12 protein-coding genes are annotated in these 13,696 nt (G+C 70.5%); 6 read left to right on the top strand and 6 right to left on the bottom strand.

Annotation, left to right across the window (positions count from 1 at the left end; translation table 11 throughout):
* The first annotated feature begins 38 nt into the window (after positions 1–38).
* Positions 39–488 carry an Lrp/AsnC family transcriptional regulator gene (locus HNR40_RS01965; protein WP_184957922.1) on the top strand — a complete coding sequence of 150 codons (450 nt, stop codon included), beginning with the start codon at positions 39–41 and terminating at the stop codon, positions 486–488.
* Here the strand turns inward: HNR40_RS01965 and HNR40_RS01960 are convergent.
* The gene (locus HNR40_RS01960; RefSeq protein WP_312896149.1) at positions 485–1,342 is read right to left on the bottom strand and encodes a MurR/RpiR family transcriptional regulator; all 858 of its coding nucleotides are present in this window, start codon (positions 1,340–1,342) and stop codon (positions 485–487) included. The genes HNR40_RS01965 and HNR40_RS01960 overlap by 4 nt on opposite strands.
* Entirely contained in the window at positions 1,339–2,754 is a 1,416-nt protein-coding gene (locus tag HNR40_RS01955) for a glycoside hydrolase family 3 protein (RefSeq protein WP_184957920.1), read from the bottom strand. The genes HNR40_RS01960 and HNR40_RS01955 overlap by 4 nt, the downstream gene beginning before the upstream one ends.
* Positions 2,755–2,845: 91 nt before the next feature.
* Here HNR40_RS01955 and HNR40_RS01950 point away from each other — a divergent pair, with 91 nt between their 5' ends.
* Together HNR40_RS01950 and HNR40_RS01945 are read left to right on the top strand one after the other, a co-directional pair.
* Entirely contained in the window at positions 2,846–4,372 is a 1,527-nt protein-coding gene (locus tag HNR40_RS01950) for a glycoside hydrolase family 10-like protein (RefSeq protein ID WP_184957919.1), read from the top strand.
* 8 nt (positions 4,373–4,380) lie between these two features.
* Positions 4,381–5,511: an anhydro-N-acetylmuramic acid kinase gene (locus tag HNR40_RS01945; RefSeq protein WP_184957918.1), complete on the top strand. Its 1,131-nt coding sequence runs from the start codon at positions 4,381–4,383 to the stop codon at positions 5,509–5,511.
* On the opposite strand, the gene HNR40_RS01940 is transcribed toward HNR40_RS01945, so the two are convergent.
* Complete coding sequence (locus HNR40_RS01940) at positions 5,506–6,150, bottom strand: FHA domain-containing protein (protein WP_184957917.1); 645 nt, start codon at positions 6,148–6,150, stop codon at positions 5,506–5,508. The two genes, HNR40_RS01945 and HNR40_RS01940, sit on opposite strands and share 6 nt — an antisense overlap.
* A gap of 291 nt (positions 6,151–6,441) precedes the next feature.
* Between HNR40_RS01940 and HNR40_RS01935 the strand changes: the two genes are divergently transcribed.
* Both HNR40_RS01935 and HNR40_RS01930 read left to right on the top strand, forming a co-directional pair.
* Positions 6,442–7,554, top strand: coding sequence for a citrate/2-methylcitrate synthase (locus HNR40_RS01935; RefSeq protein WP_184957916.1), 1,113 nt, complete (start codon positions 6,442–6,444; stop codon positions 7,552–7,554).
* A complete protein-coding gene (locus HNR40_RS01930) occupies positions 7,541–7,840 on the top strand; it encodes a DUF3017 domain-containing protein (protein ID WP_184957915.1) in 300 nt (99 codons plus the stop codon). The genes HNR40_RS01935 and HNR40_RS01930 overlap by 14 nt, the downstream gene beginning before the upstream one ends.
* 42 nt (positions 7,841–7,882) lie before the next feature.
* Here the strand turns inward: HNR40_RS01930 and HNR40_RS01925 are convergent, their stop codons facing one another.
* Positions 7,883–10,084, bottom strand: coding sequence for an NADP-dependent isocitrate dehydrogenase (locus tag HNR40_RS01925; protein WP_184957914.1), 2,202 nt, complete (start codon positions 10,082–10,084; stop codon positions 7,883–7,885).
* Positions 10,085–10,274: 190 nt separating this feature from the next.
* Between HNR40_RS01925 and HNR40_RS01920 the strand changes: the two genes are divergently transcribed.
* Positions 10,275–11,300: a polysaccharide deacetylase family protein gene (locus tag HNR40_RS01920; protein ID WP_184957913.1), complete on the top strand. Its 1,026-nt coding sequence runs from the start codon at positions 10,275–10,277 to the stop codon at positions 11,298–11,300.
* On the opposite strand, the gene HNR40_RS01915 is transcribed toward HNR40_RS01920, so the two are convergent.
* On the bottom strand, positions 11,297–12,226 hold the full coding sequence (locus HNR40_RS01915) for a hypothetical protein (protein ID WP_184957912.1): 930 nt from the start codon (positions 12,224–12,226) through the stop codon (positions 11,297–11,299). The genes HNR40_RS01920 and HNR40_RS01915 overlap by 4 nt on opposite strands.
* Positions 12,223–13,611, bottom strand: coding sequence for a TolB-like translocation protein (locus HNR40_RS01910; protein ID WP_184957911.1), 1,389 nt, complete (start codon positions 13,609–13,611; stop codon positions 12,223–12,225). The genes HNR40_RS01915 and HNR40_RS01910 overlap by 4 nt, the downstream gene beginning before the upstream one ends.
* Between the last annotated feature and the right edge of the window lie 85 nt (positions 13,612–13,696).

Raw genomic sequence — 13,696 nt, 5'->3', positions numbered from 1 at the left:
CCGGCCGATCGCCGGGAATCCGCCGGTATTTTGGTCCCATGGCCGTGAATCTCGACGCCACCGACTGGGCGATCCTGTCCGAGCTCCAGCGTGACGGGCGCATCCCGCTGTCCGAGCTGGGCCGGCGGGTCAGCCTGAGCGCCTCGGCCACCACCGAGCGGGTCAGGCGCCTGGAGTCGACCGGCGTGATCACCGGCTACTCCGCCGCGGTCGACCTCGCGGCGGTCGGCTACGCGGTCCTCGCCATCGTGCGCCTGAAGTACCCGGGCAGCCATCACGAGCCCCTGCACCGGCTGCTCGGCCGGCGCCCGGAGATCCTGGAGTGCCTGCGCACCACGGGCGACGACTGCTACGTGATGAAGGTCGCCGCCTCCTCGATGGCGCACCTTGAAGAGATCGTCAACGACCTGGCCGAGTTCGGCAGCGCCAACACCAACCTCGTCTACAGCCAGACCCTGCCCTACCGGGGCCCGAACCCCCGGCGTTAGCGGCCCTGGTAGCGGTCGGTGGCCTCCCGCGTGGCGCGGATGGCGGCGTCGGCGGTCTCGTAGGTGCGCTGGGCCAGGCCGACGAAGATGCAGTCCACGATGAGCAGCTGGCTGATCCGGCTGGCCAGCGCGCCCGGCCGGAACGCGGTCTCGCGACCGGCCGAGACCAGCGTGTGCTCGGCCAGGTGGGCCAGGGACGAGCGCGGGTTGTTGGTGATGGCCACGAGCGTGGCGCCGGCGTCCTTCGCGGTCTTCGCCGGGACCAGCACGTCCGGGGTCTCGCCGCTGCAGCTGATCGCCACCACCACGTCGTTCTCGCGCAGCAGGGCCGCGCTGGTCAGCGCCAGGTGGGCGTCGCAGAACGGGTGGGTGGACAGGCCTATGCGCAGGAGCTTCTGCGACATGTCGGTGGCGACCAGGCCGGAGGCGGCCACGCCGTACACGTCCACGCGGCGGGCCCTGACGATGGCCGCCACGACCTCGTCGAGCTGGTCGGGGTCGAGCTGGGCCGCGGTGTCGGCCAGCGCCTCGTACTCGGCCCTGGCCACCTTGGCGATCACGTCGGTCAGCGGGTCGTCGGGGCCCAGGTCGCCGGGCACCAGCCGCTCGGGCTCCTTGGCCACCGCGGCGGCCAGCGCGAAGCGCATCTGCGAGTAACCGGCGAAGCCCAGCGCGCGGGCGGTGCGCACGATCGTCGCCTCGCTGGTGCCGGAGACCGCGCTGAACTCCGTGATCGTGCTCCTGACCACCAGGCCCGGATCGTCGAGGATGATCCGGGCGATGGCCTGCGCGGCGGGGGTCAGCGACGGCAGTACGGCCCGCACCGCCGCCACCGGGTTGGCCGGCTCGCTCACGTGGTGAGCCATTCCGCCGCGGCCTCGGCCGAGACGCGTGAGAGCCCGTTGGTCGCGACGAACGCGGCGCCCGCCGGCTCGCCGGGAATGCCGGTGTCCACGACGACCGCGTCCGGGCGCACCCGCACGGCCTGCGCGATCCGCTCCCTGACCCAGGCGTGCCGCGCCGAGTCGTGCACCACGAGCACCACGGGCCGTTCGTCGAAGGCGGGCAACTCGCCCTCGGCGGCCATCACGACCCGCTCGGTGCCGGGCAGCCTGGCCGCCAGCGCCGCGGTCAGCCCGGTCGGCGTCGAGGGGTCGACGGCCTGGTTGAGCCGCGTGTTGACCTCGACGACGAGCGGCGCACCGGCCAGCGTGGCGGCGCCGGTGACGGTCAGCGCCGCCCTGGCCGCCTCCAGGCCGACGCCGGGGTCCTCGGCGGCCGAACGGTCCTGCTTGCCGTACCACTCGGCGATCGCGCGCACCCGCGCGGCCGCTTCCGCCAGGCGCGACTCGGCCAGCTCGCCCGAGAGCACGGCGGCCGTGATCGCGTCGCGCAGTTCGCGCAGACCCTGCTCGGTGGTGATGCCGACGCAGATGGCGTCCACGCCCGCGGCGAGCGCGCGCACGGCGATCTCGCCGGGCGTGTAGCGGGCCGCGACGGCCTTCATCTCGATCGCGTCGGTGACGAGCATGCCGTCGAAGCCGAGCTCCTCGCGCAGCAACCCCGTCAGCACGGTACGGCTCAGCGTCGCCGGCAGCGACGGGTCCAGGGCGGGCACCAGCAGGTGGCCGCACATGACCGAGCGCACCCCGGCGTCGATCGCCGCGCGGAACGGCGGCAGGTCGCGCTCCCACAGCTCCTCCACGGTGGCGTGCACGGTGGGCAGCGCCAGGTGGGAGTCGGTGATGGTGTCGCCGTGGCCGGGGAAGTGCTTGGCGCAGGCGGCCACCCCTGCGCTCTGGAGGCCGCGGATGTAGGCGACGGCGTGCCGGGACACCAGGCCGGAGGTGGGGCCGAAGGAGCGGACGCCGATGACCGGGTTGGCGGGGTTGGCGTTGACGTCGACGGAGGGCGCGTAGTCGAGGGTGACGTCGGCCTCGGCCAGCATGCGGCCGATCTGCCTGCCGACCCGCTCGGTGAGGGCCTCGTCGTCGGCCACGCCGAGCGCGCGGTTGCCGGGGAAGGAGCTGCCCGACCTGGCCTCGAAGCGGGTGACGACGCCGCCTTCCTCGTCGACGGCGATCACGGTGTCGGGGTTCTCGGCGCGGATCTGGGGGATGAGGTGTTCGCTCGGGAGGTTGCGGGCGAACAGTACGGCGCCCCCCAATCCCTCGCCGAGCGCCCTGCGCAGCCAGTCGGGGGCGGTGGTCCCCTCGAAGCCAGGCTGGAGCACGGCCATGGCGAGTCGGTGGAGGTCAGGCGACATACGGCATTTTCCTTCACAATCGTTGATCTGAAGGTAATTTTCTGTCATCGTCGCCCCAGACACAACCACTTCCCGAGAGGCCACCCCCCAAATGCCCAGCAGACGGACCGTTTTCAAGGGTCTCGCCCTCGCCGCCGCAGCCTCCGTCGTCCCCCTGCCCGCCTTCGCCGCGGCCGACTACGTGCCGCCGTTGCGTCAGATGCGCGGCATGTGGATCGCCTCCGTGGTCAACATCAACTGGCCCTCGAAGAAGGGGCTGTCGGTCGAGGAGCAGAAGGCCGAATACCTGGCCTGGCTCGATCTGGCCGTCGAGCGCAAGCTCAACTCGGTGTTCGTGCAGATCCGGCCCACGGCGGACGCGTTCTGGCCGTCGCCGTTCGAGCCGTGGTCGGAGTGGCTCACCGGGGTCCAGGGGCAGGACCCGGGCTACGACCCGCTCGGCTTCGCGGTCGAGGAGACCCACAAGCGCGGCCTGGCCTTCCACGCGTGGTTCAACCCCTACCGGGTCTCGATGCAGCCCGACCCGGCCAAGCTCCACCCCGACCACCCCGGCCGCAAGAACCCCGACTGGATCCTGCCGTTCGGCGGCAAGCTCTACTACAACCCGGGCATGCCCGAGGTCCGCAAGTTCTGCCAGGACGCGATGCTCGACGCGATCACCCGCTACGACATCGACGGCCTGCACTTCGACGACTACTTCTACCCGACCAACACCACGGCCTTCGACGACAGCGCCGCCTTCGCCAAGTACGGCGCCGGCTACCCCGACCTGGCCTCCTGGCGGCGCGACAACGTCGACCTCATGGTCTCGGAGATGCAGCAGCGCGTACGGCAGGCCAAGCCCGAGGTCTCCTGGGGCATCAGCCCGTCGGGCATCTGGCGCAACAAGGCCAGCGACCCGCTCGGCTCCGACACCGCCGGCGGCCAGTCCTACGACGGCCTGCACGCCGACACGCGTGGCTGGGTGAAGAAGGGCTGGCTCGACTACATCGCGCCGCAGCTCTACTGGTACATCGGCCAGCCGCCGGCCGACTACGCCAAGCTGGTGCCGTGGTGGTCGGACGTGGCCAAGGGCACCGGCACCATGCTGTGGATCGGTCAGGCGGCGTACAAGGCGGGCGACCCGGCCCAGGCGCCGCAGTGGCAGGAGACAGGCGAACTGTCCAAGCACCTCACGCTCAACCGCAACCACCCGGAGATCACCGGCGACATCTGGTTCAGCGCCGGGGACGTCCGGGCGGACCGCCTCAAGTCCGTCACCACCGCGGTCAACGACCACCACCAGCGGCCCGCGCTGGCGCCGCTGCTGCCGCGCCTGGCTGGCGGGCGCGCGCCCAGCCGCCCGGTGCTCGCGCTGGCCCGCAAGGTCAGGGACGGGGTCGAGGTCAAGATGGTGGCGACCGGGCGCGACGAGCCGTTCCAGTTCGCGGTCTTCCGCTCAGCCACCCGGCTGACCTCCTTCGACGACGCGCGCAACCTGGTGGCCGTGGTGCCGGGCGACCGGATCGTGCGCTGGACCGACCCGGACGGCAAGCGGGGCGACTACTACTACGTGGTGGCGGTGGACCGGGTGAGCAGGACGTCCCGGCCCAGCAATCCTTTCCGAGTGGTGTTTTAGGGAGATTTATGCGGGTTCTTGGGTTGATGTCGGGCACTTCCCACGACGGGATCGACAGCGCCATCGTCGACTGGTCGATGGCGGACGGCCTGCTCACCGGGACGATCCTCGCCACCGGCGAGCGGCCCTACCCCGGCGGCCTGAGAGCCCGCATCGTCGCCGCCCTCCCGCCCGGCGACGTGAGCTTGGGCGATGTGAGCATGGGAGAGGTCTGCGCGCTGGACACGCTGATCGGCCAGGAGTTCGCCGAGGCCGCCCGGAGCGCCGGTCCCGCCGACCTGATCTGCTCGCACGGGCAGACGTTCTTCCACTGGGTCTCCGGCGGGCAGGTCCTGGGCACGCTCCAGCTCGGCCAGCCCGCCTGGATCGCCGAGCGCACCGGGCTGCCGGTCGTCTCCGACGTACGCGTGCGGGACGTGACCGCCGGTGGGCAGGGCGCGCCGCTGGTGTCCTACCTCGACCTGCTCATGCTCAGCGGGATCGAGGGCCGCTCGGGGGCGCTCAATCTCGGCGGCATCGCCAACCTGACCGTGGCCGGGGCGGCCATCGCCTACGACACCGGGCCGGCGGGCGCGCTGATCGACGCGGCGGCGCCGCCGTACGACAAGGACGGGGTGCTTGGCGCGGCGGGGACGGTGGACGAGGGGCTGCTGGAGGTGCTGCTCGCCGAGCCGTACTACGGCAAGGCGGCGCCCAAGACGACGGGCAAGGAGCTGTTCACGCCCGGGTACGTGCGGCGGGCGCTGGCCGGGCGCGCCGAGATCGCGCGGCCCGACCTCGTGGCCACGCTGACCGCGCTCACGGCCGAGACCGTGGCCGCCGAGATCCGGCGGCACGAACTCGACACCGTCGTCGTCTCCGGCGGCGGCGTGCGCAACCCCACGCTCATGGGCATGCTGCGCGCGCGCACGACGGCGCGTCTCGTGCCCAGCGACGAGCTGGGCGTGCCCTCGGACGCGAAGGAGGCCATCGCCTTCTCGCTGTTCGGCTGGCTGACCGCGCACGGTCTGCCGGCCACCGTGCCCAGCTGCACGGGTGCAGCCGGGCCACGCGTCCTGGGCACGATAACGCCGGGTTCCGGGCCACTTGTGCTGCCGGAACCCCTCGCCGAAGCCCCGGTAGCGATCCGATTCCTATGAAGCCCTGCGCCCCGCCGCCGATGGTTGCTCGGTGGGGGAGCCTGACCGCTGTGGCGGCACCACGGGGGTGGGGCGGACCAGACCCAGCGCGACGACCTCGTTGGCCAGCCGCGTGCGCCGGTTGGTGCCCTCAGGGATCCTGAACTTCTGGTACAGCCGCAGCAGGTGCTGCTTGACCGCGGCTTCGGTCACCACCAGGTCGTCGGCGATCTCCCTTGCGGTCGCCGGTGCGACGAACGCCTCGTCCGACAGCGCGGGCCGGCACAGTGAGGTCAGCACGTCGACCTCTCTGCGGGTCAGCTCCGGTGCCGCCGCCCTTCTCAGCTCCACCTCGGGGGTGAAGTCCTCGCGCGGAACCCCGCCGATGCGGCCACGCGCGGCGCCGAAGGAGACGACGTCGCCGTCGTCGAGAACCCTCCGGGCGATCGGCCTGCCGTTCACCCGCGTGCCGTTGCGGGACAGGCCCAGGTCAACGACGTACAGGTAGGGTCCTCTCCGGACGAATTCGGCATGGAGCCGAGACACGCTGGGATCGGTGAGTCGGATGTCGACACCGCGACCTCTGCCGACCGTCGTGATCTCGGGGCGCAACGGGACGACCTCGCCAGTGTCCTCGATGCGTATGAACGGCCCCTCCACGGCAGTTCCCTTCCGTTAGCGGACGCAGCGTGAGACGGCGGCAGTTCCTCCTCGGGTAGCCCGCCGTAACTATTACTACAGCTCCGGCTTACCCAAACGAGGGGATGCGGAATCGCCTTTGCCATAAGGAGAATCCAGCGTGAAATTGGTCTGGACCTTTGCGGACGGTTTTGCCAGCTCACGGGTAGACTTCCAGCGACGATAAGCGGAGGAAACACTCGTGGCGGGACATCCGCCGCGAAGAGCGGATAACTCCGCCACAACCGCGAGCGGAGCGAGCCAAGGAGCACGATGGACAAGCCCACCAAAGGCCTGGCCGACGTCGTAGCCGCGTCCACAGCGCTCAGCGACATCGACGGGAAGGCCGGCCGCCTGTTCTATCGGGGATACGACATCCACGATCTGGCCGGCCGAGCGACGTTCGAAGAGACCGCCCATCTGCTCCAGCGCGGTACGCTCCCGAACCGCGCCGAGCTCCAGGCCTACGGTGACGAGCTCGTCGCCGGGCGCGAACTGGGCCCGCTGGTCTCCGCCAACGTCGCGGAGATCGCCGAAAAGCAGAAGCCCATGGAGGCGTTGCGCTCGCTGGTCTCGCTGGCCAGCGCCGACGACCCCGACCGCGACTCGATCGAGCCGGAAGCCGACCTGCGCAAGGCCGCCCGGCTGACCGCCCAGCAGCCGCTGCTGGTCGCCCGCTACCACGCCGCCCGCTCGGGCAAGGGTGTCCCGGAGAGCGACCCGGCCCTGAGCATCGCCGGCAACTTCCTGCACCAGGTGACCGGCCGTACCCCTTCCCCGCGCGAGGCGGAGATCTTCGACGCCTGCCTGGTGCTGCACGCCGACCACACGATGAACGCCTCGACGTTCGCCGCCCGCGTCTGCGCCGCGACGCTGTCGGACATGCACTCGGCCATCGTGGCCGCGATCGGCACGCTGAAGGGCCCGCTGCACGGCGGCGCCAACGAGCAGGTCATGAAGACGCTGGAGTCGATCTCGCCCGACGGCGTGGCCCAGACCGTACGCGACAAGCTGGCCGCCGGCGAGAAGATCATGGGCTTCGGCCACCGCGTCTACAAGACCGAGGACCCGCGCGCCACGCACCTGCGCAGGATGTCGGAGGAACTGTCCGGCGACGAGCCGAAGTTCTACCGGATGTCCAAGGAGATGGAAGAGGTCGTCTTCGAGACCAAGGGCCTCTACCCCAACGTCGACTTCTACGCCGCCTCGGTCTACCACTACCTGGGCATCCCGACCGATCTGTTCACGCCGGTCTTCTCCATCAGCCGCATGTCCGGCTGGACCGCTCACGTGATCGAGCAACACGCGGACAACCGGCTCATCCGGCCCGATAGTGAGTACATCGGGGAACGCGACCAGAAGTGGAAGCCTATTGACGAACGATGATCTGAAGTGGGGGCCGTTTCCGCTGGTGCTGGCGGGAGCGGCTCTCGCCATGCTCGCGATCTTCTTCGTGGACGGCGAGTGGGGCGCGTTCGCGCTCGGCGCCGTGCTGATGGTCGCCGCCGCCCTGCGCTTCGCCGGGTACGGCGGGCTCATGGCGATCCGGACGAGGAAGACGGACATGGTGGTCTACGGGGGAATCGGCGTGGGCCTGGTGGCCGTCGCGATGTTCCTGGAATACGGCAGCGTGCTCAAGCCCGCCGTGCTCCAGCTCCTCGGGGGAGGATGACAAAGGGCGGCGAGCCGGAGCCCACCGCCCTTCCGATGTCGCCTAGAGGCTCTCGATCGCCTGGTTGAAGGTCTTCGACGGCCGCATCACGGCCGCGGCCTTGGCCGGGTCCGGCTGGTAGTAGCCGCCGAGGTCGACCGGCGAGCCCTGTACGGCCAGCAGCTCGGCCGCGATCGCCTGCTCCTGCTCGGCAAGGGTCTTGGCCAGACCGGCGAACGCCGCCGCCACCTCGGCGTCGTCGGTCTGAGTGGCCAGTTCCTGGGCCCAGTACAGGGACAGGTAGAAGTGGCTGCCGCGGTTGTCGATCGAGCCCAGCTTGCGGGCCGGCGACTTGTTCTCGTTGAGGAACGTCGCGGTCGCCCGGTCGAGCGTGTCGGCCAGGATCTGCGCCCGCGCGTTGCCGGTCGTGCGCGCCAGGTGCTCGAAGCTGGCCGCCAGCGCCAGGAACTCGCCCAGGCTGTCCCAGCGCAGGTAGTTCTCCTTGACCAGCTGCTGCACGTGCTTGGGCGCCGAGCCGCCCGCGCCGGTCTCGAATAGGCCGCCGCCGCTGAGCAGCGGGACGATCGAGAGCATCTTGGCGCTGGTGCCCAGCTCCAGGATCGGGAACAGGTCGGTCAGGTAGTCGCGCAGCACGTTGCCGGTGACCGAGATCGTGTTCTCGCCCTTGCGGATGCGCTCCAGCGAGAAGCCGATCGCCTCGACCGGGGCCATGATCTCGATCTGCAGGCCGCTGGTGTCGTGCTCGGCCAGGTAGCCGTTGACCTTCTCGATGAGGCTGGCGTCGTGGGCGCGGGTCGCGTCGAGCCAGAACACCGCCGGGTCGCCGGTGGCGCGGGCGCGGGAGACGGCGAGCTTCACCCAGTCCTGGACGGGGATGTCCTTGGTCTGGCACATGCGCCAGATGTCGCCCTGGCTGACCGCGTGCTCGAGGACGGTCTCGCCGGCGGAGTTCACCACGCGTACGGTGCCGGTGGCCGGGATCTCGAAGGTCTTGTCGTGGCTGCCGTACTCCTCGGCCTTCTGCGCCATGAGGCCGACGTTCGGGACCGAGCCCATGGTCGCCGGGTCGAGGGCGCCGTGGGCGCGGCAGTCGTCGATGACGACCTGGTAGATGCCGGCGTAGCTGCTGTCGGGGATGACGGCGAGGGTGTCGGCCTCGTTGCCGTCGGGGCCCCACATGTGGCCGGACTGGCGGATCATCGCCGGCATCGAGGCGTCGACGATGATGTCGCTCGGCACGTGCAGGTTGGTGATGCCGCGGTCGGAGTCGACCATGGCCAGCGCCGGGCCTTCGGCGAGCTCGGCCTCGAACGACGCCTTGATCTCGTCGCTCGCGCCGCTGAGGATGCCGCCCAGGCCGTCGTTGGGGCTGAGACCGGCCTGCGCGAGGGCCTCGCCGTACTGGGCGAAGGTCTTCGGGAAGAAGGCGCGCACCACGTGGCCGAAGATGATCGGGTCGGAGACCTTCATCATCGTGGCCTTGAGGTGGACGGAGAAGAGCACGTCCTCGGCCTTGGCGCGGGCGATCTGCGCGGTGAGGAACTCGCGCAGGGCGGCCACCCGCATGACCGAGGAGTCGACGATCTCCCCGGCCAGCACGGGTACGGACTCACGCAGGACGGTCGTGGCGCCGTCGTCGCCCACCAGCTCGATGCGCAGCTCGGTGGCCTCGGGCAGGATCGCGGACTTCTCCGAGGAGCGGAAGTCGTCGGCGGTCATGTGCGCCACGTCGGTCTTGGAGTCGGGCGACCACGCGCCCATTCTGTGCGGGTGCTGCTTGGCGTAGGCCTTCACCGAGGCGGGGGCGCGGCGGTCGGAGTTGCCCTCGCGCAGCACCGGGTTGACGGCGCTGCCCTTGACCTTGTCGTAGCGGGCGCGGATGTCGCGCTCCTCGTCGGTCTTCGGGTCCTCGGGGTAGTCGGGCAGGTCGTAGCCCTGCTGGCGCAGCTCGGCGATGGCCGCCTTCAGCTGCGGGATCGAGGCCGAGATGTTGGGCAGCTTGATGATGTTCGCCGCGGGGGTCTTCGCCAGCTCGCCGAGCTCGGCCAGGGCGTCGCCGATGCGCTGGCCCTCCGTGAGCCGCTCGGGGAAGCCGGCGATGATCCGCCCGGCCAGCGAGATGTCCCGGCTTTCCACCCGCACTCCGGCCTTGGCGGCGTACGCCTGGATGACCGGCAGGAACGAGTACGTGGCCAGCGCTGGGGCCTCGTCTGTGTGCGTGTAAATGATGGTCGAATCAGTCACCGGATGTCCGCTCCACGTCTGAGATTGCTTGACATCAAGATATCCGGTGGCCGCCCCGCCCGCGACCTGGCCGTGGCCGCCTCGGGTCCCCGGCTTGGTGATCTCTTTTGGAGTGTTCCGGAGTGGTTCCGGGGAGCGATGGGGAGGTCACAGGGCGTAATTGACGATCGCGTCATGAGGGAGGTTCCCGATGCGTCTGGGTGTTCTCGGGTTGGTCGCGGTGGGCGCGATCGTCGGCGGATGCGGCTCGCAGCCGGCCGTGCAGACGGTCAGCAAAGCCGACGCCGCCATGAAGGTGCAGCAGGCCAAGCAGGCCAAGGCCGCCGCCGCGGCCAAGGTCAAGGCCAACGAACTGGGACAGGTCCCGGTGCTCATGTACCACCGGATCGTGAAGAATCCCGGCTCCGACGACGACAGGACGCCGGAGAAGTTCCGCGCCGACCTGGAACGGCTGGTGCGCGACGGCTACGTGCCGATCACCGCGGCCGAGTACGTGACCGGGAAGATCGGCATCCCCGCCGGCAAGCACCCCGTGGTGCTCACCTTCGACGACTCCTCGCCCTCCCAGCTCGCCCTGGACGACCTCGGCGTCCCCAGGGCCGACACGGCGGTCGCCATCCTGCAGGACGTGGCCGCGAAGAACCCCGGCTTCCGCCCCGTCGCGACCTTCTACGTCACCCGCGACATGTTCGGCAAGTCGCTGAAGGAGGAGCAGGCGCAGACGCTGCTCTGGCTCAAGGACAACGGCTTCGACATCGGCAACCACACGCGCGACCACGTCAACCTCGGCACCCGCTCGCAGAAGGAGGTGGCCGAGCAGATCGCCGCCATCCGGCAGCAGGTCCACTCCCTCGCCTCGCAGGACCCGGTGACGCTGGCCCTGCCGTACGGGAGCCAGCCGCGCAAGAAGGAGTGGGCGCTGCGCGGCAAGGGCAGCGAAGGGGCCTACAACCACAGCGGCGTCTTCCTGGCCGGGTACACGCCCGCGCCGGCGCCCTACACCAGGACGTTCGACCCGCTCGGGATCCCGCGGATCAAGGCGATGGACAAGAAGGGCGACTGCTCCCAGTTCTGCTCGACGGCCTGGCTGGACTGGCTCAAGAACAACCCGGACATGCGCTTCACCTCCGACGGTGACGCCGAGACCGTGGCCTTCCCCAAGTTCAAGGCGCCGTTCCTGCGCAAGAACTTCACCGCGCGGGCGCTGCCGTACTAGTCCAGGCGGCCGATGACCGTTGACAGCCCCCGCTCCTCGACGCCTCCGGGGAGCGGGCGGCCGGTGGTCAGGTCGACGACGGTGTAGGCGACGCGGTTCACGGGGCCGCGCAGCCGTACGAGGAGGGTGTCCTCGCCGGTCCAGCGCAGGATCGTGGTGATCGTCCAGCCCGCGGGCAGGCGCGGGGTGACGGCGCGCTCCCTGCTGATCAGGATGCTCGTGGTGGTCACGGACGTGGGCGTCACCTCCCTGGTCAACGTGGCGAACTGGCGGCCCGAGGGTGACAGGACGCCGTCGGAGGACAGGTCGCCGGGGGCGGTGAACCTGCTCAGCCTCTTGCCCTCGGGCGAGCTGACGGTGAAGAACGTGACGTTGACCTGGCCCGGTGTGTGGTCGTCGGGTTTCAGCGTGGAGGTGATCACGCCTCTGGAGGTCCAGGCTCGTGCCACGCCGTTCAGCCGGTGTACGCGCCCCGTGGCCAGATCGGCGACCTCGCGCCCGGCGGCCAGGTGGCGGCCGTCGAGGGAGAAGATCGGCTCCTCGCCCTTGACGGACAGCGGCGTGACCTCGCCGGTCATCAAGTCGTGCAGGACCAGCCCCTTGCCACGCGGGTAGGTGGCGCGGGTGCCGTCGTCGCTGAGCACGAACGTGTCCTGCGCGCTCGCGCCGGGCAGCCACCACTGCTCGCCGCGCGTGGAGACCAGATGCCATTGCAGGCAGGGGCCGCTCTGGTCGGGGCATTCCGGCTGGTACGCGTAGCGGATGGGCGCCGGGGCCGGGCCCCTGAGTTCGGTGGCCGGAGGCAGTGAAGCGGTGCTGCCGGGCATGCCCTTCGCCAGGGGAAGGCCGGCTTCCTGCTGCCACAGGGGCAGCGTGACCCACGCCGCGATCACGAGCACACCGGCGGCCAGACCTCTGCGGATCACGTGACCCTCCCCACGACCACGGGCCGGCCGGGATCCGGCCAGTCCACCAGGCGCCGCGCCGTGCCGGTCCCCGGGTCGATCAGGTAGTGGCCGGACGCGTCGGTCTTCTCCAGGTCGGCGCGCAGCAGCAGTAGCCGGCCGTCCGCGGACCAGCCCAGCAGGTCGCGCTCGTAGCTGGGGCCGGGGAGTTGCAGCGGCTCGCGGGTCAGCACCTTCGCGGTGGCCGGGTCCATGGTCAGCACGTCGGCGGAGGTGACGACGGCGAGCGTCTTGCCGTCGGGCGAGAGCCGTACGTCGAGGGAGGGGTCGAAGGGCGCGCGGGACACGACCTTGCCCTGCGGGTCGAAGGTGACGAGCTCGGTCGCAGGCGCGCCCGGCAGGGTGCGGGGGCCGGTGGTGGCGACGATCCGGCCGCCGCCGATGCCGATCACGCGGGCAACGCCGGGCAGGGGCGTGGCCGATCCGGTGGGCGTGTGGACGAGCGTGGCGCCGACCGTGGCGTAGGCGCCGTCGTGGGAGAGCAGGATCTCGCCGGTGCCCGGGACCTCACGGACGTCACTCTTGCGCAGGTCGCGGTGGACGAGCCTGCCCGTGCCGAGCTGCCGGTAGATCACGTGGAGGCCGTCACCGCTGAGGGCGAGGGGTCCGCGCGTGTCGGCCTCGGCGAACGTCGTTTCCCGGTCGGGAGGCACTGGATAGAGCGCCCATCTGACGGGGTCGCTCACGGTTTTGGCGAACTGCACAGGCCCCGCGACCAGGGTGAGCGGCACCGGCCGCACGGGCGTCGGCAGCTCGGCGGAGATGAAGCCGAAAGCCGGCCAGAGCGCCGCCGCGATCCCGAACGCCATCAGCGTCCTGGCCGAGCTGATCCGGGCGGCGAACTCGGCGCCGACCAGGTCGCTGGTCCCCGCGGGCACCGCACGCCGGTGCAGGTCCCTCAGCACCAGATGGACGGCCAGCAGCACGAGAGCCGGAATCGCCACCCAGAGCCGTTCTGGCACCGCCGTCTCCCGGGTGAACGAGCGGACCACGAGCACCGCGATGACGCCCCAGCACAGGAGCGCCGACAGCCGCCAGCCGACCGTGAGCGCCCGCGGCGTGAGGCGGAGCCGTTCACCGAAGAATCGAGGCCGGGTGGCGGCGAGCTGGATCTCGGAGACGAGCACGCCGGCGAGCCAGCCGTACAGCAAAAAGGGGAAATTCAGATTTCCCAGGAAGAAAAGCGAGAGGGCGCCGCCCGCGGCCAGTCCCGCGCCTCGCCACGAGCGGACCGCGCGTAGGTAGGCGATCGTGTTGTCGCCGTTGTAGGGCGTGATCGTCAGCCGGTGCCGTTGGGCGAAGCGTTCCAGGTTGGCGCGGGGAAGGGAGCGCGCGCTCAGTGCCAACCCGGAAATGACGGCTAATACACCAATGGCCGTGAGTATCAGCAAAGGTGGTCTTTCGTCATAGCCCGGGAAACTAGCAGAATGC

Origin of the sequence: Nonomuraea endophytica, assembly GCF_014203235.1 — a bacterium.
In the GTDB taxonomy this organism is placed as follows: Bacteria; Actinomycetota; Actinomycetes; order Streptosporangiales; family Streptosporangiaceae; genus Nonomuraea; species Nonomuraea endophytica.
The sequence above is the reverse complement of the archived record's forward strand: the minus strand, read 5'-3'. Positions and strand labels throughout refer to the sequence as shown.